This is a genomic window from Streptomyces sp. NPDC004031 (assembly GCF_053604375.1).
In genome coordinates this window covers 1-23,659 of the sequence record NZ_JBSGHL010000088.1, presented here as the reverse complement: position 1 = coordinate 23,659, position 23,659 = coordinate 1, and the positions used below count along the sequence as shown (strand labels likewise).

Sequence of the window (23,659 nt, the reverse complement as noted above, 5' to 3'; positions counted from 1 at the left end):
GCCACCCCGCCCGCCCCCGCCGGGGGGGGGGGGGCCCCCCCCCCCCCCCCCCCCCGGGCGCCCCGGGCCCCGGGTGCGGGGGGGGGCCCCCCCGCCGGGTCCTTGACTGGAGCGCGGCGGAGCTGGAGCGGCGGGAACGGCCGGCAGGGAAGACGACGATGCACGAGATGTCCCTCGCGATGGCGGTGATCGGGCAGGTGGAGGAGGCGGCGCGGGCCGCCGGCGCCACCGGCGTGCACAGCGTGCACCTGCGGATCGGCGAGCTGGCCGGGGTGGTGCCCGACGCGCTGTCCTTCGGCTTCGGGCTGGGCTGCGAGGGCACGGTGCTGGCGGGCGCCGAACTGGTCACCGAGACCGTCCCCGGGCGTGCCCGGTGCGGGCGCTGCGCCGGTCAGTGGGCGGTCGGGATGCCGCCCGACCTGTGCTGTCCCGCCTGCGGATCGGCCGCGGCCGAACTGCTGAGCGGCCGTGAACTGCAGATCACCGGGGTGCGGTTCGCCGACGGCGGCACGCCGCCGGTCGCGGCCGGGCCCGGACCGAGCGGCGAGGAGCGCTGAAGCATGTGCCGAGTGGTGGACCTCCAGCAGGCCGTCCTGGCGGGCAACGACACCCGCGCGCAGGCGTTGCGCGCCGAACTCGCCGCCCGCGGCACGACGGTGGTCAACCTGCTGTCCAGCCCCGGCAGCGGCAAGACCGCGCTGCTGGAGCAGGAGCTGCTGCTCGCGACCGGCCGCGGCCTGCGGGTCGCCGCGCTCACCGCGGACCTGGCGACCGAGAACGACGCGCGGCGGCTGGCCCGTTCCGGAGCGCCCGTCAAGCAGGTGCTGACCGACGGGCTGTGCCACCTGGAGGCGCACATGCTCGCGCGCCATCTGGAGGGCTGGCTGCCGGAGGGCACCGGGATCCTCTTCGTGGAGAACGTCGGCAACCTGGTGTGCCCGGCCTCCTACGACCTCGGCGAGACACTGCGGGTGGTGCTCGCGTCCGTCACCGAGGGCGAGGACAAGCCGCTGAAGTACCCGACGGCCTTCGGCCTCGCGCACCTGGTGGTGGTGACGAAGACCGACATCGCCGGGGCGGTGGGCTTCGACGAGGCCGCCTTCCGCGCCAACGTCGCCCAGGTCAACCCGGGGGTGGAGGTGCTGCTGACCTCGGCGCGGGACGGCCTGGGCGCGGGCGCGCTGCTGGACCGCGCCACGGCGGCGGCCGCCGGGGGCCCGCGGCACGAGCCGGTCATGGCCCGCGCGGCAGCGCCCGGCCACACGCACACGCACGACGACGCGCACGCGTACGCCCATGAGCACGGCCTCGCGCACGACCACGGACCCGCCCGCGACGACCTGTCCGCGCCCACCCACGGGCCCGGCGGCGAACCCGCCCGTGCTCACACCGTCGGCGCCGCCGGGCACGACCACGGCCCCGTCGGCGACGGCGAGCCCGCGCACGCGGGCGCCGCGGGTCACGACGGGCCCGCCCCCGGGCGGTCGGACGCCGGGGTGTCCGGGCCGGTGGCACCCGCGTCATGACCGGTCTCGCCGAACCGGCCGCCCTGCGGCCGGTGCTGCGCAGCCGGGTGACCGTGCGGGGCGTGGTGCAGGGCGTCGGCTTCCGGCCGTACGTGCACACCCTCGCGACCGGGCTCGGGCTCACCGGATGGGTCACCAACACCGGTGACGGCGTACTGGCCGAGGTCGAGGGCGAGGCCGCGGCGGTGGCGCTCTTCTGCGAGCGGGTCGGGCCCGGCGCGCCGCCGCTCGCGGCGGTGGAGTCGGTGGAGCGGTGCGACCTGGCCCCGGCGGGCGGCGCCGGTTTCGCGATCGTGCCCTCCCGCGGCGCCGGGCCGGTCCGTACGGCGGTGCCGCCCGACACCGCGACCTGCGCGGACTGCCTCGCCGAGCTGGCCGACCCGGCCGACCGGCGGTACCGCCACCCGTTCGTCAGCTGCACCAACTGCGGGCCGCGGCTGACGATCGTGACCGGGCTGCCGTACGACCGCGTCCACACCACGATGGCGGGCTTCCCGATGTGCCCGGCGTGCGCGGCGGAGTACACCGACCCGGGCGACCGGCGCTTCCACGCCCAGCCGATCGCCTGCCACGACTGCGGCCCCCGGCTGCGGCTGGTGGTGCCCGGCGCCGCGGCCCCGGGCGGCGATCCGGTCGAGGCCGCCCGCGCGCTGCTGGCCGCGGGCGCGGTCGTCGCCGTCAAGGGCCTCGGCGGCTACCACCTGGCGTGCGACGCGGAGAACGAGGCTGCGGTGGCACGGCTGCGGCAGCGCAAGGGGCGTGGCGCAAAGCCCTTCGCGGTGATGGTGCGGGACCTGGCCGGCGCCGAGCGGCTGGCGCGGACCACGCCGCGGGAGCGGGAATTGCTGGCCGGGGCGGTGCGGCCGGTGGTGCTGCTGCGCGGGCGGCGTGCCGGGACGGGCGGCGCGGCCGCGCCGGGTGTGCCCGACATCGGGGTGATGCTGCCGTACACGCCGCTGCACCACCTGCTGCTGGGGCTGCCCGGCGATCCGCCGGGCCCCGCGGCGCTGGTGATGACCAGCGGCAACGTGTCCGGGGAACCGATCGTCACCGACGACGCCGAGGCGGTGGCGAAGCTCGGCCCGCTCGCGGACGCCCTGCTGGTGCACGACCGGCCGATCCGGATCCCCTGCGACGATTCGGTGGTGCGCGTCGTGGACGGCGCCCTCTCGCCGGTGCGCCGCTCGCGCGGCTACGCCCCGCTGCCGGTCGCGCTGCCGGTGGACGTGGCGCCCGCGCTGGCGGTCGGCGGCGACCTGAAGAACGTGCTGTGCCTGGGCGAGGGCCGGCGCGCCTGGCTGTCGGCGCACATCGGCGACATGGACGGCCCGGCGACCGTCGCCGCCTTCGAACGCGCCCGGCAGCAGCTCGCGGACGTCACGGCGGTGCGCCCGCGGCTGCTGGCCGCCGACCGGCACTCGCGCTACCGCTCGGCGCAGTGGGCGCAGGGCCACCGGGACGGCCGCCCGCTGGTGCGCGTCCAGCACCACCACGCGCACGTGGCCGCCGCGATGGCCGAGCACGGGCTGGACGGCGCCCGCCGCGTCATCGGCGTGGCCTTCGACGGCACCGGCTACGGCGACGACGGGGCGGTGTGGGGCGGGGAGTTCCTGCTCGCCGACTACGCCGGTTTCACCCGCTGGTGCCGGCTGGCGTACGTACCGCTGCCGGGCGGTGACGCGGCGGTGCGCCGCCCGTACCGGATGGCGCTGGCGCACCTGCGGGCCGCGGGGCTGGCCTGGGACGCGGACCTGCCGCCGGTCGCGGCCTGCCCGGCGGACGAGCTGCGGGTGCTGGAGCGGCAGCTGGAGCGCGGGCTGAACTGCGTGCCGACCTCCAGCATGGGCCGGCTCTTCGACGCCGTCTCCTCGCTCGCCGGGGTGTGCCACCTCGCGGGTTACGAGGCCCAGGCCGCCGTGGAGCTGGAGGCCGCGGCGGTGGCGGCGCCCGCGCAGGACGGCGACGGCTACGCCTTCGGGCTGGGGCCCGGGACGGGAGCCGAACTCGTGGCCGATCCGGGCCCGGTGCTGGCGGCGGCGCTCGCGGATCTGCGGGCGGGCGCCGGTCCTGGCACGGTGGCGGCGCGCTTCCACGTCGCCGTCGCTGGTCTGGTCCGGCGCGGTTGCGCGGCGGCCCGCGAGCGGCACGGGCTGGAGACCGTGGTGCTGTCCGGCGGGGTGTTCGGCAACGCCCTGCTGGCCGAGGACTGCGCCCGCGGGCTGCGCGCCGACGGCTTCACGGTGCTGGCGCACCGCGTCGTCCCGCCCGGTGACGGCGGCCTCGCGCTCGGCCAGCTGGTGGTCGCCGCCCACCGCGGCGCGGCAGGCACCTGACGACGTATCGCATTCCCCCCCCACCCACGACAGCCCCACAGCAGCGAGGAGAGCCCATGTGCCTGGCGGTGCCCGGCAGAGTGCTGGAGATTGAGGACCGGGACGGCACCCGGATGGCCACCGTCGATTTCGGCGGTGTCGTCAAGGAGGTGTGCCTGGAGTACCTGCCGGACCTGGAGGTCGGTGAGTACGCCATCGTGCACGTGGGCTTCGCGCTGCAGCGGCTCGACGAGGAGTCGGCGCTGCGGACGCTGGAGCTGTTCGCCGAACTCGGCATGCTGCAGGAGGAGTTCGGCGACGCGTGGGAGATCGCGGCGCAGGGCGGGGCAGTGGAGCACGGTACGGGGACGACGCAGGAGGGCCTGCGGTGAAGTACATCGAGGAGTTCCGGGACCCGGACCTGGCCAAGCGGCTGCTGGACCGTATCCACGCGACCGTGACGCGGCCGTGGGCGCTGATGGAGGTGTGCGGCGGGCAGACCCACACCATCATCCGGCACGGCATCGACCAGCTGCTGCCCGACGAGGTCGAGCTGATCCACGGACCCGGCTGCCCGGTGTGCGTGACCCCGCTCGAAGTGATCGACAAGGCGCTGGAGATCGCCTCCCGCCCGGACGTGATCTTCTGCTCGTTCGGCGACATGCTGCGGGTGCCGGGCACCGGGCGCGACCTGTTCGGGGTCCGCGGCGAGGGCGGTGACGTGCGGGTGGTGTACTCCCCGCTGGACGCGCTGCGGATCGCGCAGCAGAACCCGGACCGGCAGGTGGTGTTCTTCGGCATCGGCTTCGAGACCACCGCGCCGCCCAACGCCATGACGGTGTACCAGGCGCGCAAGCTCGGCATCCGCAACTTCAGCCTGCTGGTGTCGCACGTGCGGGTGCCCCCTGCGATCGAGGCGATCATGCGCTCGCCGGACTGCCGGGTGCAGGCGTTCCTGGCGGCGGGGCACGTGTGCAGTGTGATGGGCACGGGCGAGTACCCGGAGCTGGCCGAGCGGCACCGGGTGCCGATCGTGGTCACCGGCTTCGAGCCGCTGGACATCCTGGAGGGCGTGCGGCGCACGGTGGCCCAATTGGAGCGCGGCGAGCACACGGTGGAGAACGCCTACCCGCGGGCGGTGCGCGAGGAGGGCAACCCGGCGGCGCGGGCGATGCTCGACGACGTCTTCGAGGTGACCGACCGGGCGTGGCGCGGTATCGGCGTGATCCCGCAGAGCGGCTGGCGGCTGTCGGAGCGCTACCGGGAGTTCGACGCCGAGCACCGCTTCCGCGTGGACGGCATCCGCACGGTGGAGCCGGCCGCCTGCCGGGCGGGCGAGGTGCTCCAGGGGCTGCTCAAGCCGGACCGGTGCGAGGCGTTCGGCACCGTCTGCACCCCGCGTACGCCGCTGGGCGCCACGATGGTCTCCAGCGAGGGCGCGTGCGCCGCGTACTACCTCTACCGGCGGCTCGGTACCGCCCCGGCGCGCCAGGAGGCGACCTCCGTTGTCTGACACCCTTCCCTCGCCGGCCGGACCCGCGCCGGTGGACATGCTGTCCTGGACCTGCCCCGCGCCGCTGCGCGACCAGCCGCGGGTGGTGATGGGGCACGGCGGCGGCGGGGCGATGTCCGCCGAGCTGGTCGAGCACGTCTTCGCACCGGCGTTCGGCGGCGAGGTGCTGGCGCAGCTCGGCGACGCGGCGGCCGTCACGCTCGGCGGCGCCCGGCTGGCCTTCTCGACCGACTCGTACGTGGTGCGCCCGCTGTTCTTCCCCGGCGGGTCGATCGGCGACCTGGCCGTCAACGGCACCGTCAACGACCTCGCGATGAGCGGCGCCAGGGCGGCGTACCTGTCCTGCGCCGTCATCCTGGAGGAGGGCGTGGAGATGTCGGTGGTCGCCCGGGTCGCCGCGGCGATCGGGGCGGCCGCGCGGGCGGCGGGCGTGGAGGTCGCCACCGGCGACACCAAGGTCGTCGAGTCCGGTCACGGCGACGGCGTCTACCTCAACACCGCGGGCATCGGCCTGATCCCGCCCGGGGTGGACCTGCGCCCGCAGCGGGTGGTGCCGGGCGACGTGGTGATCGTGAGCGGTCCGCTCGGCGCGCACGGGGTGGCGGTGCTGAGCATGCGCGAGGGCCTGGAGTTCGGGGTGGAGGTGGAGAGCGACACCGCGCCGCTCGGCGCCCTGGTCGAGGCGATGCTCGCCGTCACCCCCGATCTGCACGTGCTGCGCGACCCGACCCGCGGCGGGCTCGCCGCGTCGCTCAACGAGATCGCGGCGGCGTCGCGGACCGGCGTGGTGCTCCAGGAGCGCAGCGTGCCCGTGCCGCCGGCCGTCGCCAACGCGTGCGCGGTGCTGGGCCTCGACCCGATGTACGTCGCCAACGAGGGGCGGCTGGTGGCCTTCGTGCCGCGTGAGCACGCCGACGCGGTCCTCGCCGCGATGCGCGCCCACCCGCTGGGCGCGGGCGCGGCGGTGATCGGCGAGGCGGTCGCGGAGCACCCGGGCATGGTCGTGGCCCGCACCGGCCTCGGCGGCACCCGGGTGGTCGACCTGCCGGTCGGCGAGCAACTGCCCCGGATCTGCTGAGCGGTGGACGGTCCGGCGCTCGGCACCGACGGGAGCGCGCCGCACGGGGACGGGGCGGCGCCCGGGAGCGCGGCCGCGTCCGCGCAGGACGCGGATCCCGGGCCCGGCGGCGCGGCCGGGGCCACCACCCGGCGCGGGGTGCTGCTTGCGGCGGGCGCCGGGGCGCTGGCCGCCGGGTGCAGCGCTCCCTCCGCGCCCGCCCCCCGCGCGTCCGCGCGCCCCTCCGCGGGGTGGCGGCTGGGCCCGACGGGGCCGGACGACGCCGTCCAGGGCTACACGGACCGGACCAGCGTGCTGCCGGGCGAGAGCTTCGGGCTGCATGTGTCGACGACGGCCCGCACCTTCCGCGTCACCGCCTTCCGGATCGGCTGGTACGGCGGGGCGCAGGCGGCCCGCGTATGGGCGTCGGGCCCGGTCGCCGGCGGGCGGCAGGGGCGGGCGCGGCTGGCCGTCGCCCGGCGGACCGTCGCGGCCGGGTGGGAGCGCAGCCTGGAGGTGTCGGCGCGGGGCTGGCCCGAAGGGGCGTACCTGCTGCGGCTGGAGGCGGACACCGGCTTCCAGCGGTACGTCCCGCTGGTCGTCCGCTCGGCGCGGGCGGCGGGCCGCACGGTGCTGATGCACGCGGCCGCGACCTGGCAGGCGTACAACGAGTGGGGCGGCTACAGCCTCTACCGCGGGCGGGACGAGACGTACGAGCACCGTTCGCTCGCGGTGACCTTCGACCGGCCCTACGCGGCGACCGGGGCGGAGAAGTTCCTGGCCTACGAGCGCGCGGCCGTGGTGCTCGCGGAACGGTCGGGCATCCCGCTGGCGTACACCACCGGCCTGGACGTGCACCGCGATCCCGGGGTGCTGCACGGCGCGACCACGGCCGTGGCGCTCGGGCACGACGAGTACTGGACGCCGCAGCAGCGCGCGCACGTCACCGCGGCCCGGGACGCGGGCACCAACCTGGTCTTCCTCGGCGCGAACACCTGCTACCGGCGGGTCCGGCTGGAGCCGGGTGCCGACGGCACGGCCGACCGCACGGTGGTCTGCTACAAGACCGCCTACCACGCCGACCCGTACCTGGCCCGGCACCCGGACATGGCGACGACGGACTTCCGCGCCGGGCCGGGCGCGGACCCGGAGTCGTCGCTGACCGGCGTGATGTACGAGGGCTTCCCCGTCGACGCGCCCTACGTGGTGGAGAACGCCGACCACTGGATCTTCCGCGGCACCGGGGTCCGCCGCGGCGAGAGCTTCGACCATCTGGTGGGGGTGGAGTACGACCGGGTCATGCCGCACCACCCCGCCCCCGGGCCCCTGGAGGTCGTCGCGCACTCCCCGCTGACCTGCAAGGGCCGCCCGAGCCACGCCGATTCGGCCTACTACACGACGCCCGGCGGTGCGGGGGTCTTCGCCACCGGCACGATGCGCTGGGTGGAAGCCCTGATGGCGGGCACGAACCTGGACGGCCGCGACCACGGCATGGACGCGCGCACCGGGCGCTTCGTCACCCGCGCCACCGAGAACGTCCTGACGGCCTTCGCCGAGGGTCCCGCGGGTCGCAATCGCCCGGCGCCCCGCGACAACACCGGGCGCCTGTACGGCACCTGACGCGCCACCGGGGCAGGGCGCCCGCCCCTTCTGCTGGACTCCTCTTCTTGTATCCGCCATCCACCGGTCACCGGACGGTGCGGGTGCCGGAGCAGCCTTGCCGTGCCCCTCTCCCCCGCGCGCCCCGGCGGGCGCGCGCCCGCGAAAGGAACGCCGATGCCCGACGCCCCGCACGACCCCGCACCGCAGCAGGACCAGGCCCCCACCCGGCGGCGGCTGCTCGGCGCCGCCGCGGCCGTGGGCGGACTCGCCGCCGCCGCGTCGGTGCTGCCGCCCAACCTCAGCCGGGCGGCGGCCGCCGAGCCCCGGTCCGGCGGGCGGCTGTCCGACATCGCGCACGTGGTGATCCTCATGCAGGAGAACCGCAGCTTCGACCACTACTTCGGCACGCTGTCGGGGGTGCGCGGCTTCGAGGACCCGCACGCCGTCAGGCTGCCGGGCGGCCGCCCGGTGTTCTACCAGCCGGACGCCCAGAACCCCGACGGCTACCTGCTGCCCTACCACATGGACTCCCGGACCACCGCGGCGCTGGCCGTGCCGTCGCTCAGCCACGCCTGGCAGGCGCAGCACGACGCGTGGAACGCCGGCGCGATGGACAGCTGGCTGCCCGCGCACCGCGCCGCGGACGGCAACGCCAAGGGCCCGTACACGATGGGCTACCTGACGCGCGACGACATCCCGTTCCACTACGCGCTGGCCGACGCCTTCACGGTGTGCGACGCCTACCACTGCTCGGTGATGGGCCCGACGCACCCGAACCGCTACATGCACATGACCGGCACGATCGACCCGGACGGCCTGGCGGGCGGCCCGGCGCTGGACAACGGCGCGGCCAAGGGCACGTACTCCTGGACCACCTATCCCGAGCGGCTGGAGGCGGCCGGGGTGAGCTGGCGGATCTACCACGAGCCGTCCTCCGGCCCCGGCGGCGGCCCGACCGGGCTGGCCCCGCTGGCGAACATGGCGCAGTACCAGGCCGCCCGGCCCGGCGACCCGCTGTACGACAAGGCGATCGCCGAGAGCCCCCTCGGGCAGTTCGAGTACGACGCGATGAACGGCACGCTGCCCACGGTGAGCTGGCTGCTGCCGCCGTCGCTCTACGACGAGCACCCCGCGCGTACTCCCGCCGCGGGGGCGAACTGGCTGGCCGGGAAGATCGACGCCATCGCCGCCAACCCGGAGACCTGGGCGAAGACCGTCTTCATCCTCAACTACGACGAGAACGACGGGCTGTTCGACCATGTGGTGCCGCCGACCCCGCCGGCCGGCACCGCGGGCGAGTTCGTCGCCGGGACCTCGCCGACCGGGGTACCCGGCAACGGGCTGCCGGTCGGACTCGGCTTCCGGGTGCCGTGCGTCATCGTCTCGCCCTGGACGGTAGGGGGGTGGGTCGCCTCCGAGACCTTCGACCACACCTCGGTGCTGCGCTTCCTGGAGCGGCTGACCGGGGTGGCCGAGCCCAACATCAGCCAGTGGCGGCGCCGCGTCACCGGCGACCTCACGTCGGCGCTGCGCATGGACGGCCCGCGCCGTCCGGCCCCCGGCCTGCCGCAGACCGGCGCGCGCTACAACCTCGCCCAGTACGGCACCGCGCACCTGCCGCTGCCGTCCGTACCCGCCCAGCAGAAGGCGCCCCGCCAGGAGCGCGGCCACCGGCCCCGCACCTGACCCGCCGTCACCGGCGCGGGACGGCCGCTCAGACCGGCTGCGGAACGGGCCCGGCGGGGTCGGCCGGGGCGGACGCGCGGACGCGGTCGAGCAGTGCGGCGGGGTCGGGCTCGGCCTGGAGCGCCGGGAGCAGCACCTCCCACATGCCGCGCAGCCGCTCCTCGATGCGGGCGCGGCCGTCCACGGCCTCGGAGACGGTGTGCAGGCCGAAGAAGGCGTAGACGACGGTCAGAGCGGCGTCGTCGGGCGCGATGCCCGGGGCCAGTTCGCCGGACTCCCGCGCCTCGCGCAGCAGTCCGGTGACGGTCTCGGTCCACGCGCCGAACGGGCCGGGGACGGGGGCGTCGATGGCCCGGCGCTCCATCCACAGCCGGGAACCGGCCCGCACCACGACGTCGTCGCGGAAGGCACGGGCGACGGCGAAGCTCAGCGACACCAGCTTGTCCAGGACCGGTGCGGGCGAGGCGCGGACCTCGGCGATCATCGCGGGCCAGGTGTCGAGGGTCGCGGTGACGACCGCGAGGGCGAGTTTCTCCTTGTTGCTGAAGTGGAAGTAGATGGCGCCGCTGGTGCGGCCGGACTGCGCGCTGATGTCGCTGATGCTCGTGCCGGCGTATCCGCGTTCCTCGAAAAGCCGCGCCGCGGCTTCCACCAGGTACCTGCGCGTCGCCTCGGCCCGTTCCTGCACGTCCACTCCGCAATTTCCGCCCGCCGCGCGGTGGCGGCGTGTCGCCAATGGTGGCAGCAATCTAGCGCGTGATCGACTTCCCTCCGTTACATCCGCGAAGCAATGCGGGTGCGAATTCTCCGGACGCGGGTTTTTCTTGTCATATGAAGAATCTGGCCGGTCCTTCGTCTGCTTCGGTCCGCGCCCCGGATCTGACCTGGTCCCATCCCGTTCCCCGGGAGCTGGTGCACCGCAGGGCAGTGACCGAGGTGCTGCTGACGGACGTCAGGGAGGGTCCGGCCGGCGGCTTCCGCGCCGCGGCCTGCTGGCCGTATCCGCACACCACCTTCCCTGCCGACGGCACCGGGCGGCACAGCCCGCTGCTGGTGGTGGAGACGCTGCGGCAGCTCGGCATCTACCTGCCGCTGCGGTGGTTCGGCGTGCCGCCCGCGACCCGCATGATCATCGACGACCTGCGCTTCGCCCTGGACCCGGAGCAGGAGCCGGCCGCGCTCGCCGGACATACCGAGATCAGCTGCGCGATACGGGTGACCGACCCGCGCCAGCGGCGCGACGGTTCGCTCGCCGCGCTGCGCCTGGAGGTCGCCTTCCGGGCCGGCGGGCGGCTGTTCGCCCAGGCGGGCGGGGGTGCGCGGTTCCTGCCCGAGGAGAAGTACGCGGCCGTGCGCGGCGACCGGCTCGGCGCCCCGCAGCCGCCGCCGGGGCCCGGTGTACGGCCCGCCCCGGCGCTGCTCGGCGTGGCGCGCCCGGCCGACGTGGTCGTGGCGCACCGGCCGGACGGGCTCACGATCGACCCGGCCGACCCCGCCCACCCGTTCTTCTTCGACCACCCCAGCGACCACGTGCCCGGCATGGTGCTGCTGGAGGCGGCGCGGCAGAGCGCGGCGGAGGCGACCGGCGGACGGCTGCTGCGGCCGGTGAGCGCGGTGATGGCGGCCGTGCGTTTCACCGAGTACGTCCCGGCGCCGCACATCGACGCGGCGGCCCACCACCGCACGTGCGCATTCCGGATCCGGCAGGGCGGGGCGGTCACGGCATACGGAGTTCTCGGTTTCCGGTGATATGAACTGCACGCAGGGGGGCGCGCGGCGCAAGGGACACGATTTTTCACACCGGAGAATTGCTTGACCACTCCTGGTAGGCGTCCATAACGTAACGATCGTTATGTTCCTGGTGACGCCCAGTGGCGCGGGCGACCACCGGGTATCCCTTCGCGCGCCTTTATCCACATCGCGCTGTCGCGTTGTGCGCGGGGCCGCACCTCCCCGCCCGGACAGACGGGCCGAAATCGCCTTCCTGCCCGTGTTCCCGGGCATTCCCGAACGGAATTCTCGCCGATGAACGACCACCGCATTTCCGTTTCCCCGCCGTCCGCGCCGGAGTCCGCCGCCACGTCGACGGCACCGGCGCCCGTCCCGGCGCCCGCGCACGACGCGGTCGCGGCCGCGCGCACCGCGCCGGCCGAGCACGCCCCCGCGACCGACCTACCCGCACCCGCGCGCTCGGCGGAGCGCGCGGCGCTGCTGGCCTGGACGCCGGACGCGGTCGTCTTCGACTGCGACGGCACGCTCATGGACACCGAGCGCAACTGGCAGGACGCCCGCGAACTGACGCTCAGCGACCACGGGCTGCGCGCCGCGCCGGGCTTCGCCGAGCGCGCCAAAGGCGTCCACTACACCGAGTGCGGCCAGCTCATGGCCGACGAGGCGGGCCGGCCGGACCTCGCCGAGGAGCTGACCGGCGCACTGCTCGACCACTTCCGCGCCATGGTCGCCGCGAACGCGGCGACCATGCCCGGCGCGGCGGAACTGGTCCGCCGCGCGGCGGCGTTCGCCCCGCTCGCCGTCGCCAGCAACTGCCCGGCCGACGTCGTCGAGACCTGCCTGTCCGCGGCCGGGCTGCTGTCCTTCTTCGACCATCTGGTGGTGCCCGACACCGCGGTACGCCCCAAGCCCGCACCCGACGTCTACCTCACCGCCGCCCGGCTGTGCGGGGCGGCACCGGAACGCTGCCTGGCCGTCGAGGACTCCGCGTGCGGTGTGCAGGCGGCGCGCCGCGCCGGGCTGCGCATCCTCGGCGTGGGCCCGTGGCCGGGCAACCGCGTCGCGGCGGAGGTGGACCTGTGGGTCGACCGGCTGGACGACCGCGACATCACCGCGTGGGCCGAGCGCCGGTCGGCCCGGACCCATCCGCACTGAGCCGGAAGGCGCACGCCGTTGCCCCGCCGGGCGCCACCACGCCGGGCCGGGCAACGGCCACCGCTCAGGGCAGGAGTGGCGCGAGCACCCTGACCGGACCCGCGGCCGCGGTGAAGAGCAGGGCGACACCGACCGCGCCGGGGTCGGGCACACCAGCCGCGCGGTCGCCGAGGTAGCTCGCCCGGCCGCGCCGGGCGGTCATCCGGGCGGTGCCGTGCACCCCGCGCCACGCCGCGCCCGCCGCCTCGCCGAGGGCCTGCGCCGGATCGGCTCCGGTGGCCGCGGCCAGGGCCGCGGCGGCCGGGGAGAGGGCGTCGACAAGCGTCTTGTCGCCGACCTCCGCCTCGCCGACCCGCTGGATCGCGGCGAGCCCGTCGCGCACCCCCGCCGCGAGCGCGGCGGTGGGCGCGACGGCGGCGCCGTCCTGCACCGCCGCGGCCATCTCCTGGAAGAGCAGCCCGAACAGCGGTCCGCTGGTGCCGCCCACCTCGTCCAGGAAGGCGCTCGCCGCGGCCCCGAGCGGCTGCACGGGTCCGGTCCCGGGTCCGGGCGGGGCGTCCAGCAGGCGCATCGCGGCCTGCAGGCCCGCGACCAGGTTGGTGCCGAAGTCGCCGTCGCCGACCTGCTGGTCGAGGGCGGTCAGCTCGGCCTCGGTCGCCGTGGCCGTCGCCGCGAAGGCGCGCACCCACCGATCGGTGAAGGCGGCGAAGGCGACGGGGCCGGGGCCGGTGTGCTCGGGTCGCATGGTCGTGTCGCTCATGGTGCCTCTCCCGGGATCTGCGGCACCTCGCCCGGCCAGTCGGGCGGCGCCGGGGTGGCGGGCCAGGCCGGGGTGGCGGCCGGCGCGTCGTAGAGCCGCAGCAGCTCGTCGTCGGCGTCGAGGAGCGTGACGGAGAAGCCGCGCATGTCCAACGCGGTGACGAAGTCGCCGACCAGGACACGCACGGTGTCCGCGCCGCGCTTGTCCAGCAGCCGGGCGACCTCCCGCAGCACCGCGTACAGCTCCAGCCGGGTGACCCCGCCGAGGCCGTTGACCAGCACGATCAGCCGCGAGCTGCCGCCCAGGCCTAGCGCTTCCGCGAGCGAGGCGACCATCTCCTCGGCCAGGTCGCGCAGCGAGCGGGCCGGGAGCGTGCGGGCGGCGCGCTCGCCGTGGATGCCGACGCCGTACTCCAGCGTGCCCGGCCGGAGCTCGAAGGCGGGTTTCCCGGTCACCGGCGAGGTGTGCGGGGCCGACGCGACCGCGAGGCTCCGGCACCGCGAGACGACCTTGGCGCCGAGATCCTCCAGTTCGGCCAGCCCGCGGCCGGTGTCGGCGGCGGCTCCGAGGATCTTCTCCACGAGCACCGCGGCGCCGGTGCCGCGGCGCCCGGTGGCGGAGTCCGCGGACTGCGAGGCGACGTCGTCGTCGATCAGCACCCGCCCGCAGCGGATGCCCTCATGGGCGAGCCGCTCGGCGGCGATGCCGAAGTTGATCCGGTCACCGGTGTAGTTCTTGACCAGCAGCAGCACCCCGTCCTCGCGGGCGACCGAGCGGGCCGCTGCGAAGACCTGGCGGTTGTGCGGCGAAGCGAAGACCCGGCCCGGACAGGCCGCGTCCAGCATGCCGGCGCCGACGTATCCGGTGTGCAGCGGCTCGTGCCCGGAACCGCCGCCGGAGACCAGTCCGACGCGGCGTGCCGGGGCGGGCCGCAGCGCACACAGATAGCCGTCCCGCTCGTCCCAGCGGACGGTGTCCGCATGGGCGAGGGCGAAACCGGCCAGCGCGTCGTCCACCAGGTCGGGGAGGGCGTTGGCGAAGTACAGGCTCATGGCGCGACCTCCTGTCCCCACCTCATCGTCAGGGCTGACCCGGTGACCGGCAACCGGGTGCCCGTCCCGACCGCCCCGGCCTGGGACGTCCTGCCTGACCGGTGCCCGTGCCCGGCGCGGGCGCCTCACCCGGACGGCGTAAGGGCGCGCGGCGCGGCGCGCGGGCATCGGGAGCGCTCGCGAGCTCCGGGGGCGCCGCCCCCGGCGGCATGGGCGTGTCGCGGCCCCGTCCGGCGGCGACTCGCCCATGCCGGCCGGGCGGGGGCGCCCTCCCCCGCCCCGGTGCGGCAGCCGCTCCCGGAAGCGTGGGGCCCGGTCGTGACGCCGCGTCAGGAAGCGGGCTCGCGACGTGGATTCGCCCCCGGACCCACCCCCTGCGCCCGAAGCCGGGCGACACCTCGTGGACCTCACCGCGGGGGCGGCGATCTCGGCCCACTTCACTCATTCCACTTCACTGACAGAAGATGTCAGCGGACCTGCGGACAGTGGTGGCATGCACCTGGCTCATCACTCCTCCCGCCGGGCCGAGCGACTGCTCGTGCCCGCCGCCTTCGCCACCGCTCTCGGCAACAACGTCCAGCTCATCGTCGGTGCGCTGCTCATGATCAGGGAGCAGCGCACCATGATGGCCGTCGGCTGGCTCTTCATCGCCGTCGCCGGGCCGCAGGCGCTGCTCTCGCCCTTTTTCGGGCGGATGGCCGACCGCTTCGACCGCCGCGCCCTGTGGATCGGCTGCGACGTCACCAGCGCGGCGCTGGCCCTCGCGCTGCCGCTGTGGCTGGTCTGCGGCGGGGCCGCAGGTCCCGGCATCTACGGCGCGAACCTGGCGCTCGCCGTCGTGGGCGCCCTCTTCCTCCCGGCGAGCTCCGCGCTGATCAAGGAGCGGGTGCCGGCGGAGCTGCTGCGGCGGTTCAACGCCCGCTACGAGATGGGGACCCAGGCGGGGATGCTGCTGTCGGCGACGCTGGGCGGGCTGTGCGTCCAGGCCTTCGGCGCCGTGCCGCTGCTGGTGTTCAACGCCGGGACGTTCGCCGTCTCGGCGCTGTGCGTGGCCGCGGTGGGGCGTCGCCCGGAGGCGACGCCGAAGGCGTCCGCCCCCGCAGGGGCCGCCGCGCCGACGGCCCCGGGCGGAGACCTGCGGATGCGACGCTTCATCCTGCTCTACGCCCAGGGGAGCGTGGTCGTCACGGTCTTCAACGCTCTGATGCCCACCGCCGTCATCGGTGAACTCCACCGCGGCGCCGGGGTGTTCGGAGCGGTGGACGCGCTCGGCTGTCTGGGGTTCCTGGCGGCGGCCGGTGCCTACCGGATCGTGGGCAGGCGCAGCCCGGATCTGCGCATCGCCGTCACGGGCTTCCTGGTCTGCGACGCGGGGCTGGTGCTCCAGAGCCAGTTCGGGCTCGCCGGTTACGTCGTCGCGGTGCCGCTGGGCGCGTTCTTCTTCGGGCAGGCGCGGATCGCCTCCCGGACCATGCTGATGGCCTCGGCGGACGACGCCACCGTGGGCAGGGTGTTCGGGATCGCGAACGGGGGCGGGCTGGCGGCCACGGTCGCCGTGATGCTCCTGGTCGCGGCGGTCACCGACCGCACCGACACGCGCTACGGCTTCGCGGTGCTCGCCGCTCTCGGGGTGCTGGCGACCGTGTCCGCCGGGCTGCTGCTGCGCTCCCCCGCTCCGGACCGGTACCGGCCGAGCACGGCGGCGGCCGCCTCCGTGACGGCGCCGCGCAGCTCCTCGGGTGCCAGCACCTCGACGTCGGGCCCGAGGGACAGCAGCAGCGGCACCGCCAGCTCGACCGACTCCAGGGGGACCGTCGCCGTCACCCAGCCGTCCGCCTCCGGCGGGCCCGCCGAGGCCTCGACGGCGCGGACCAGCGCCGCGTCCAGGCGGTCCGGGAGCGCGGGCAGCAGCCCGGGGGCGAGCCGGACACGGGCCTGAAGCCGCAGCCTGCGCGCGTCGTAGGCGGTGAGGTACTCCTGCCAGTGGGCGGCGAGGTCGAATCCCGCGGGCCGCTCGAAGCCGTCCTCGCCGACGTCGAGACGGAGGATCGACGACACCCGGTAGGTCCGCACCGTGCCGTCCACCGCCGCGACGAGGTACCAGACGCCCGCCTTGAGGACCAGGCCGTAGGGGTCGAGCGTGCGCTCGACCTCCTTCGGCTCGGCCCAGCGGCGGTAGCGCACGCGGATCCGCCGCTGGTCCCACACGGCGCCGGCGAGCGCCACCAGCACCGGCGGGGAGTCCTGCTCGCGGTACCAGCCGAGGGCGTCGAGGTGGAAGCGCTCGCGGACCCGGCCCGCCCGGTCCCGCAGCGGGGGCGGCAGCGCCGCGGTCAGCTTCAGCTGCGCCGCCGCGAGCACCTCGCCCAGCCCCAGGTCGTCGGCCGCGCCGGGCAGCCCGGCGAGGAAGAGGGATTCGGCCTCGTCGGCGTGCAGCCCGGTCAGCCGGGTGCGGTAGCCGCCGAGCAGCTCGTAGCCGCCGTGGTGCCCGGCGTCGCCGTAGACCGGGATACCCGCGCCGCTCAGCGACTCGATGTCACGGTAGACGGTGCGCACGGACACGCCCAGCTCCGCCGCCAGCTCACCGGCTGTCAGCCTGCCGCGGTTCTGCAGCAGGAGGACGAGGGAGAGGAGCCGGGCCGCGCGCATGCACCGATCATCCCAGGCCCGCGGGCGGGCGCCCCCGGACCGGGGGCTCCGCGCCCCCGGACCGGTGACGGCCGGGGACGCGGAGCAGCGGACAGGAGCGGACAGGAACGCCGGGGTCAGGCCAGGGCGTCGTAGGTGTTCCAGCCGCCGCCGACCTTGGTGCGGGCGGCGAACGGCGCCGCGGCGCTCCCCGTACCCGCGTACAGCCACAGCGTGCCGGACGCGTCCCGCGCCACCATGTCCGACCGGCCGTCACCCGTCACGTCGTTCGTCCCGACCAGAGCGGTGTACACACCCCACCCGCCGCCGACCTTCGTACGCGCCGCGAACGGCGCCGCGGCACTCCCCGTACCCGCGTACAACCACAACGTCCCCGACGCGTCCCGCGCCACCATGTCCGACCGGCCGTCACCTGTCACGTCGTTCGTCCCGACCAGAGCGGTGTACACACCCCACCCGCCGCCGACCTTCGTACGCGCCGCGAACGGCGCCGTGACGCTCCCCGTACCCGCGTACAGCCACAGCGTGCCGGACGCGTCCCGCGCCACGAGGTCGGCGAGGCCGTCCCCGGTCACGTCGCCCGCGCCCTCCAGCTCCTGGTAGGTGTTCCAGCCGCCGCCGACCTTCTGGCGGGTGCCCAGCGGGGCCGTGGAGTCGCCGGTGGCGGGGTGGTACCAGAGGATGCCGTTCGCGTCGCGCGCCACGAGGTCGCCGCTCGCGTCGCTGCGCTGGCCGGACAGGGACGTCAGCGCGGTGTACCGGTCCCAGGCGCCGCCGATCTCGGTCCTCGCCAGGTAGGGCGCCGCGGCCTTCCCCGTGGTGCGGTACTGCCACAGCGTGCCCGAGGTGTCGCGGCCGAGCAGGGCGCCGGGGGCGGCGTCGTTGGCGGTCATGGTCACGGTGCCCCGGTCGGAGGCGGACTGCCCGGTGCCGTCGGCGGCCTGCGCCAGCAGCTCGTAGCGGTACGTCCCGCTCGGGAGTATGAGGCCGCCGCCCGTCCGGCCGTCCCAGGAGACGGAGATCGACCGCACCGCGGGGGTGACGGCGGAGCCGCTGTAGAACCGGGCCTCGGCCCCTGTCATCACATTGGTGACCGTCAACTGCCAGGTGGCGACCGGCTTGGAGACCCACCACCGCGGGTGCCATCCGCCGTCCGCCCCGAGCGCGCTGAACGCGGCGGGCACCGACCGGTCGGGGAAGGTCAGCTGGGAGGCGGGCCCGGCGGTCGGGTACGCCTGCACCACGTGCACGGTGTCGGCGGGGTCGACGTAGGCGAGCTTGTTGGACGTCGGATCGACGGTCCAGGTCAGGCCGCGCGTGTCGGTGTCCGCGGCGGGCCTCTTCATGCCGGTGACGTCGTCGAGGGCGGTGCTCGTGCCGCCGGACAGCGCGGTCAGGTGGATCGCGCCGGATGCCGGGTCGTACGCGGCCAGGAAGCCGTCGCCGAGCAGGACGTCGCCGGACGGTGCCGGGTAGGTCCGGCCGGTCGCCGTCTCGATCACTCCCGCGAGGCCCGCGCCGGAGCAGCTCCAGTACAGCAGCGGCCCGTTGGTGCGCAGGTCGTCGGGGGCGCAGTCGGCGCCGGTCGGCAGGGAGCCAGCCGGGGCGCCGGTCCGCAGGTCGGTGGCGGTCAGCGTGCCGGACGAGGCCGTCCACAGCGTGGAGTAGTCCAGGACCTCGGAGGCCGCCGTGTCGTCGCGGACGATGGTGTTCCGCGCGATGTCCACCACGATCTCGTGCGGCGTGTCGCCCGGAGTCCGGTACAGCACGTACCGCGGGGAGGTGCCGAGGATCCGGCCGCCCCTGGCGGGCAGCGCGACCGGTGCCGGGTCGTCCGCGGTGACCAGGGCGTCCGTCGAGGTGGCGGGGTCAACGACCAGGCGGGCCACGCCCTCGTCGCCGCCGTCGGCGAAGCGGCCCGGCGTGCCGGGGAGGTCGCTCACGGGTACGTCCTGGACCGGCAGCTCGGCGCCGGCTCGCGGTTCCGGGCCGAGACCGACGCTCTCGCCGCGCAGGGTCGTCGCGCCGTGGACGGTGTTCTGCACGCGGACGGTGCCCCGGTCCAGCGTCAGCCCCGTCACCTCTCCCCGGTAGTAGAGCTGCGGAACGGTGTGCCGTACATAGGTGACGACCGTTCCGGTGCCGTCGGTGAAGACCTGGTAGATGCCGCGGACGCCTGAGGCGTCGCGGCCCACCACGATCAGCCCGTCACGGCCGGGCAGCACCTGCTCGGCCACGGGCAGCACGTCCTGGGCGGACTCGCCCGGAACGGCCGGCTCCACATGCAGCGGGCCGCCGGGCGTGTCGTTCCAGACCACATGGGTGCCGACGGTGAAAGCGCGCACTACGGCGCCGGACCGCGGCGCGACGGCGACGACGCGCGGGGCCGTGGTGCTCCCGGGCGCCATCATGTGCACCGCGGGGGTGCCCTGCGCGGTGTACCAGCTGACCGCGTCGCGGGTGAGGGCGAAGCTGCTCGCCTCACCCGTCACGGGGAGGACCTGGACCTTCCCGGTGATCTCGTTCACGATGCCGTAGGCCGCCGCGCCGTCCTGCTGCCAGCGCACCACGGCGCTGATGTCGAGGGCGGCCAGGACCGCCGGAGCCTCGTCCGCGACCGCACCGGCCGGCAGTTGCACCGGGATGTCCGACAAGGTGCCCTCCACGGGCCGGACGATCCGGTACTCGCGCGACCCGTCCTCGGCCGTCCTGGTCGCCAGCGCCGCCCCGCCGCCCAGCACGGGGTGGGCGTCCTCGGCCGGCACGGTGAAGGACGTCCGGGTGCCCGTGGTGACGGTCAGCAAGGTGAACCGCGTCGAGCCGTCGGCGTCGGCGCTGGAGTAGCCGATCCGGTTGTTGCTCTCGTAGCCGGCCGTTATCGCCGACACCGGGACGCCGTCCAGCGCCGGCACGGCCTTGGTCGCGCCGTTGGCGTTGCCGGTCCACTGGTAGCCGGCGGTGCCCTCGACCTGGAACAGCTCCCCGTCGAAGCCCGTCGCGACCAGCGACACGGCGGGATCGCCGGTGGCGTCGACCGCCGGGATCCGGACGTCCGCCGCCCCGGCCGCGTGGGCCTGTCCGCAGACGGCCAGGGCGCTTCCCGCGCCCAGCGAGAACACCGCGGTCACCGCCACGGCGGCGCGCACGAGCTGATGGCGTTTCACAGGAACCACTCCCCCTCGCGGCGCGCGCGGCGGATGCGGTTCACACCGCCACCCACGCCCCCGTTGTGTGCGATCCACGCTAGCACGCAGAGTGTGAACTCGGTCAACACTTTCCATGCCTGTGAATAACCCACCCGAGAACCCGCCCGAGGAGAGGGCCGGCCGGCGTCACTCCGGGGCGGACTCCGGGAGGACACCCTTCACCAGCAGGAAGCAGCCGTAGGGCCGGTCCTCGCCGGTGACGACGACGGCGAAGGCGGCGCGGGCCCGGTCGTAGAACGCCTGGCGTTCCAGCCCCTCGACGGCCACCGGCCTGCCCGCCTCCTTCTCCACGACGGCGAGGAACTGCGTCTGCACCGCCGGCCGGCTGCCGGGATCGCCGACGACCCGCATCCGCGCGACCGGCTCGGGGACGAAGGTGTCGAGCGGCAGGAGACCGAGCACGGCACGGCCCGCCGAGACGACGTCGGTGCCGTCGAGGCGGATCACCCGCTCGTTCAGGGAGTGGGCGGGGAAGTTCCGGTCGACGAGCGCGATCGTGTCCCCGTGGCCCATCAGCGCGAGCGCGTGCAGGAGGTCCGGGGAGAGCAGCGGGTCGATCCCCTTGAGCATGGTCGGCGGCTTTCTGTCGTGGGGTTCGGGCGGGTCAGTGGTCGGCGCCGGGGGCGGGCCGCGGGGCACGGCGGCGCAGCACGGGTGGCGCGAGCAGCCCGCAGGGCTCGGGGGCGGGGCGCAGGCCGGTGCCGGCGTAGTAGCGGTTGGCCGCCGACGGGGTGAGGCGGAGGCGCAGTTCGTTCGGACCCGGCCGCAGGCACCCGGCGGGGACGGTGAACCGGTAGGGGGACCAGCCCCGGTCGCCGGCGCCCGTCCCGTTGACGGACAGCGACGCCCCGCCGGCCACAGCCGGGAGGATCAGCTCCAGCTCGGCCGGCGCGTCGAGCACGAACTGCCGGACGTAGTCGGCGGCGCCCGCGAACGACGGGAGGCCCTGGCCCTCCCAGCCGTGCGTGACGGCGATCGGGCGGCGGGTGCCCGCCTCCTCGTGGGCGTCGTCCGGGATCTCCAGGAACCACCCGGAGGCGAGCTCCTGCGGGGCGGACCAGGCGTCACGGGCCTCCGGCGCGGCAGGCACGGCGGGCGCGGCCTGTCCGGCGGGGCGCACGCGCAGCAGGCGCAGGGCGTTGGGCTCCAGCCGCCAGGCGATCTCGCCCTCGGCCGTTCCCAGGTCGCGCACCGAGCCGTCGGCGGCCGTCCACTCCTCGACGTGCCAGGCTCCCGCGGGCAGCCGCACCTCCACCGCCGACTCGGCACCGGCCCCCGGACCGGCGAAGAAGGCGAACCGGAAGGCGCCGGAGGACCGCGGGCCCGCGGGCTCCCGCTGGACGCCGGACGTTTCCGGGCCTCCGCGCCAGCGCACCGCCGTGCGCACGTCGGGCACGTCCGGGTCGTACGGGACGAGGGCACGCAGCGCGTCCGCGCCGGGGACCGCCGCGCGGATCTCCACCGACGGCGCCAGCGCGGCCCAGTCCGCCGCGGCGGACTGGGGTCCCTCCTGGTAGACGGCCGGTGTGGCCCCGGCGGCGATCACCCGTACGCCCGCCTCGGCCATGCCGCGGATCCGGCGCAGCACCTCGGCCGAGCGCAGGGTGGTCACGGAGGGGAGTACGAGGGTCCGGTAGCGGCGTCCGCCGAAGAGGACCGCGCCCTCCGTCAGGGCGGCGTCCTCGATGTCGCGCTCGTCGACGAGGTGGAAGCCGGCCCCGGCCTCGGTGAGCGCGCGGGCCCAGTCGCCCGTCACCCGGGCCTGCGGACCGAGCTGGCCTTCGGTCCACAGGGTGCGCAGCGGGTAGAGGACGGCGACGTCGGCCCGCGGCGCCACCGGCTCCAGGAATTCGCTCAGCCGCGCGCTCTCGGCCGCGAAGCGCGGGTGGTGGTCGGGGAACCAGGGCTCGAAGTTGATCCCCGGGGGGAAGTCGAAGCGGGGGTTGGCCAGCGATTCGTGGTCCGCGCCGTGGCCGTGGGTCTGGTAGAAGCCGTGGAAGATCATCTGCCGCATGCCGTGCAGGTGGTGGGTGATCGCGGTGGTGCGCAGCTCCTCCAGGCCCAGCCCCCAGTGGCCGGACCACGGGGCGCCGCCCTCGGGCGGGGTGAGGAAGTACTGCTCGACCATGGTGCCGCTGCGGCCGTGGTGGCGGGCGACCGAGTCGCCGAGGACCGGGCTGAGCTGCGCGACGGCGTCCTGGGCGTCCACCGCCGTCAGGTCCCGGTAGGCGTCGACGCCGAAGTGGTCGAGGCCGAAGTTCACCCGCAGGTCCCAGTGGGCGAACGCGGTGTCCAGCCGCCAGCCGCCGACGTGCCCGAGCACCTCGTGGCCGGACTGGAGCAGGCCGTGGGCGTGGCTCCAGTCCCGCAGCCGGCCGAGGAAGGTCCGCGTCGCGTACGCGCTGAAGTGCTCGTAGAACTGGGCGCGCAGGCTCAGCTGCTCCGGTTCCTCACCGTCCAGGACGGCGGCGAGCACCTCGGGGGTGCGCGCTCCCCAGCGTTCGCGGACCGAGGCGGCCAGCCGGGCGTGGAAGGGCATCGCCGAGCGCAGGTCGCCGGTGCGGCCCTCCCAGTCGTAGTACACGGCGTGCGGCTGGTCGAAGAACATGTAGGCGACGGTGCTGCCGAAGAAGTCACCGAGGGCGTCGGCGAACGGCTGGTAGCCGGCCTCCACGAAGCGGTCGACGGCGGCCGGGTCCATGGGGTTGACCAGCCGTGAGGTGGCGCACCGGGCCGAGACCAGGACGATCGTCTCCTCCCCTTCGGCCACCGCCCCGGTGAGGTGGACGCGGCACCCGTCGGCGGCGCCGCGCACGCGCTCGACGGCGTCCGGCCGCTCGGCGACCGCGCCGCCCGGCCCGCGGCGGACGAGGACGTACTCGGTCCGCCAGTCGGCCCAGGCGACCGCGCCGCCCTCGTAGTGCCAGCGCATCGCGGCCGGGCCCAGGTCCTCGGTCGCCGAGCGGATCCCCCGGAGCGTCCCCTCGCTCTCCCCGGGGCCGATCCGCACCCAGAACAGGTGCCGCTCGCGCAGTTCGTCGTGCCCGGCCACCGCGCGGCCGCCGGCGTGGCCGGTCTGCCAGTTGTAGTCGTCATAGACGCCGACGACCATGCCGTACCGCGCGGCCTCCTCGACGGCGCAGCGGCAGGCGGCGAGGTAGTCCTCGTCGAGGTAGCCCTCGATCGGGTAGGCCAGGCGCGCCTGCACCTGGAAGCCGCGGATCCCGGCGTCGTGCATCTGCCGCACCTGGGTGCGGATCGTGTCCCGGTCGGGCAGGTGGTGCCAGAACCAGTACGTCGCGGGTGAGTGCCACGGGTCGGGGTCGCGGAAGCGCTCCTGCGCGGTGCTGTGTGCGGGCAACGGATGTCAGCAGAACTGCCACAGCAGCCGGGTGAAGGTCGCGAAGGCG

17 protein-coding genes and 1 pseudogene are annotated in these 23,659 nt (G+C 75.4%); 11 read left to right on the top strand and 7 right to left on the bottom strand.

Going from position 1 to position 23,659, the window contains the following annotated elements:
• Positions 1-158: 158 nt before the first annotated feature.
• From ACWERV_RS34500 to ACWERV_RS34465, 8 genes are all read left to right on the top strand, one after another.
• Entirely contained in the window at positions 159-557 is a 399-nt protein-coding gene (locus ACWERV_RS34500; RefSeq protein WP_452940646.1) for a hydrogenase maturation nickel metallochaperone HypA/HybF, read from the top strand.
• Between the two features lie 3 nt (positions 558-560).
• Entirely contained in the window at positions 561-1,526 is a 966-nt protein-coding gene (gene hypB / locus ACWERV_RS34495) for a hydrogenase nickel incorporation protein HypB (RefSeq protein WP_452940644.1), read from the top strand.
• Positions 1,523-3,859 carry a carbamoyltransferase HypF gene (hypF, locus tag ACWERV_RS34490; protein WP_452940643.1) on the top strand — a complete coding sequence of 779 codons (2,337 nt, stop codon included), beginning with the start codon at positions 1,523-1,525 and terminating at the stop codon, positions 3,857-3,859. The genes hypB and hypF overlap by 4 nt, the downstream gene beginning before the upstream one ends.
• 56 nt (positions 3,860-3,915) lie before the next feature.
• Positions 3,916-4,230, top strand: a complete 315-nt coding sequence (locus ACWERV_RS34485) for a HypC/HybG/HupF family hydrogenase formation chaperone (protein ID WP_452940641.1) — start codon at positions 3,916-3,918, stop codon at positions 4,228-4,230.
• Positions 4,227-5,351: a hydrogenase formation protein HypD gene (hypD, locus tag ACWERV_RS34480; protein WP_398183544.1), complete on the top strand. Its 1,125-nt coding sequence runs from the start codon at positions 4,227-4,229 to the stop codon at positions 5,349-5,351. The genes ACWERV_RS34485 and hypD overlap by 4 nt, the downstream gene beginning before the upstream one ends.
• A complete protein-coding gene (gene hypE, locus ACWERV_RS34475) occupies positions 5,344-6,429 on the top strand; it encodes a hydrogenase expression/formation protein HypE (protein ID WP_452940639.1) in 1,086 nt (361 codons plus the stop codon). Before hypD ends, hypE begins: the two co-directional genes overlap by 8 nt.
• Before the next feature lie 3 nt (positions 6,430-6,432).
• Positions 6,433-8,028: a N,N-dimethylformamidase beta subunit family domain-containing protein gene (locus tag ACWERV_RS34470; protein ID WP_452940637.1), complete on the top strand. Its 1,596-nt coding sequence runs from the start codon at positions 6,433-6,435 to the stop codon at positions 8,026-8,028.
• A 156-nt stretch (positions 8,029-8,184) separates the two neighbouring features.
• A complete protein-coding gene (locus tag ACWERV_RS34465; protein WP_452940635.1) occupies positions 8,185-9,696 on the top strand; it encodes an alkaline phosphatase family protein in 1,512 nt (503 codons plus the stop codon).
• 28 nt (positions 9,697-9,724) lie between these two features.
• Here the strand turns inward: ACWERV_RS34465 and ACWERV_RS34460 are convergent, their stop codons facing one another.
• Positions 9,725-10,390 (bottom strand): ScbR family autoregulator-binding transcription factor, encoded by a 666-nt coding sequence (locus tag ACWERV_RS34460; RefSeq protein ID WP_452940633.1) that lies wholly within the window; start codon positions 10,388-10,390, stop codon positions 9,725-9,727.
• A 137-nt stretch (positions 10,391-10,527) separates the two neighbouring features.
• On the opposite strand from ACWERV_RS34460, the gene ACWERV_RS34455 reads away from it, so the two are divergent.
• On the top strand, positions 10,528-11,445 hold the full coding sequence (locus ACWERV_RS34455; protein ID WP_452940631.1) for a ScbA/BarX family gamma-butyrolactone biosynthesis protein: 918 nt from the start codon (positions 10,528-10,530) through the stop codon (positions 11,443-11,445).
• Positions 11,446-11,721: 276 nt separating this feature from the next.
• Positions 11,722-12,582 carry an HAD family hydrolase gene (locus ACWERV_RS34450; RefSeq protein WP_398183559.1) on the top strand — a complete coding sequence of 287 codons (861 nt, stop codon included), beginning with the start codon at positions 11,722-11,724 and terminating at the stop codon, positions 12,580-12,582.
• A 64-nt stretch (positions 12,583-12,646) separates the two neighbouring features.
• Here ACWERV_RS34450 and dhaL read toward each other — a convergent pair whose 3' ends face one another.
• Both dhaL and ACWERV_RS34440 read right to left on the bottom strand, forming a co-directional pair.
• The gene (dhaL, locus tag ACWERV_RS34445; RefSeq protein ID WP_452940628.1) at positions 12,647-13,342 is read right to left on the bottom strand and encodes a dihydroxyacetone kinase subunit DhaL; all 696 of its coding nucleotides are present in this window, start codon (positions 13,340-13,342) and stop codon (positions 12,647-12,649) included.
• A complete protein-coding gene (locus ACWERV_RS34440; protein WP_452940626.1) occupies positions 13,339-14,394 on the bottom strand; it encodes a dihydroxyacetone kinase subunit DhaK in 1,056 nt (351 codons plus the stop codon). The genes dhaL and ACWERV_RS34440 overlap by 4 nt, the downstream gene beginning before the upstream one ends.
• Before the next feature lie 493 nt (positions 14,395-14,887).
• Here ACWERV_RS34440 and ACWERV_RS34435 point away from each other — a divergent pair.
• Positions 14,888-15,862 (top strand): annotated as a pseudogene (locus tag ACWERV_RS34435) (MFS transporter); the annotation flags it as partial.
• Between the two features lie 131 nt (positions 15,863-15,993).
• Here ACWERV_RS34435 and ACWERV_RS34430 read toward each other — a convergent pair.
• From ACWERV_RS34430 to ACWERV_RS34415, 4 genes are all read right to left on the bottom strand, one after another.
• The gene (locus tag ACWERV_RS34430; protein WP_452940624.1) at positions 15,994-17,043 is read right to left on the bottom strand and encodes a helix-turn-helix transcriptional regulator; all 1,050 of its coding nucleotides are present in this window, start codon (positions 17,041-17,043) and stop codon (positions 15,994-15,996) included.
• A gap of 116 nt (positions 17,044-17,159) precedes the next feature.
• Positions 17,160-20,207 carry an FG-GAP repeat domain-containing protein gene (locus ACWERV_RS34425; RefSeq protein WP_452940622.1) on the bottom strand — a complete coding sequence of 1,016 codons (3,048 nt, stop codon included), beginning with the start codon at positions 20,205-20,207 and terminating at the stop codon, positions 17,160-17,162.
• 168 nt (positions 20,208-20,375) lie between these two features.
• Complete coding sequence (locus ACWERV_RS34420) at positions 20,376-20,819, bottom strand: RbsD/FucU family protein (RefSeq protein WP_452940621.1); 444 nt, start codon at positions 20,817-20,819, stop codon at positions 20,376-20,378.
• A 34-nt stretch (positions 20,820-20,853) separates the two neighbouring features.
• A complete protein-coding gene (locus ACWERV_RS34415; RefSeq protein ID WP_452940619.1) occupies positions 20,854-23,610 on the bottom strand; it encodes a hypothetical protein in 2,757 nt (918 codons plus the stop codon).
• Between the last annotated feature and the right edge of the window lie 49 nt (positions 23,611-23,659).

Coding starts and splice junctions, on each gene's coding strand:
- ACWERV_RS34500 (WP_452940646.1), top strand. CDS start 159: ATGCACGAGATGTCCCTCGCGATGGCGGTGATCGGGCAGGTGGAGGAG.
- ACWERV_RS34420 (WP_452940621.1), bottom strand. CDS start 20,819: ATGCTCAAGGGGATCGACCCGCTGCTCTCCCCGGACCTCCTGCACGCG.
- ACWERV_RS34455 (WP_452940631.1), top strand. CDS start 10,528: ATGAAGAATCTGGCCGGTCCTTCGTCTGCTTCGGTCCGCGCCCCGGAT.
- ACWERV_RS34465 (WP_452940635.1), top strand. CDS start 8,185: ATGCCCGACGCCCCGCACGACCCCGCACCGCAGCAGGACCAGGCCCCC.
- ACWERV_RS34430 (WP_452940624.1), bottom strand. CDS start 17,043: ATGCGCGCGGCCCGGCTCCTCTCCCTCGTCCTCCTGCTGCAGAACCGC.
- hypF (WP_452940643.1), top strand. CDS start 1,523: ATGACCGGTCTCGCCGAACCGGCCGCCCTGCGGCCGGTGCTGCGCAGC.
- ACWERV_RS34450 (WP_398183559.1), top strand. CDS start 11,722: ATGAACGACCACCGCATTTCCGTTTCCCCGCCGTCCGCGCCGGAGTCC.
- ACWERV_RS34485 (WP_452940641.1), top strand. CDS start 3,916: ATGTGCCTGGCGGTGCCCGGCAGAGTGCTGGAGATTGAGGACCGGGAC.
- ACWERV_RS34440 (WP_452940626.1), bottom strand. CDS start 14,394: ATGAGCCTGTACTTCGCCAACGCCCTCCCCGACCTGGTGGACGACGCG.
- dhaL (WP_452940628.1), bottom strand. CDS start 13,342: ATGAGCGACACGACCATGCGACCCGAGCACACCGGCCCCGGCCCCGTC.
- hypB (WP_452940644.1), top strand. CDS start 561: ATGTGCCGAGTGGTGGACCTCCAGCAGGCCGTCCTGGCGGGCAACGAC.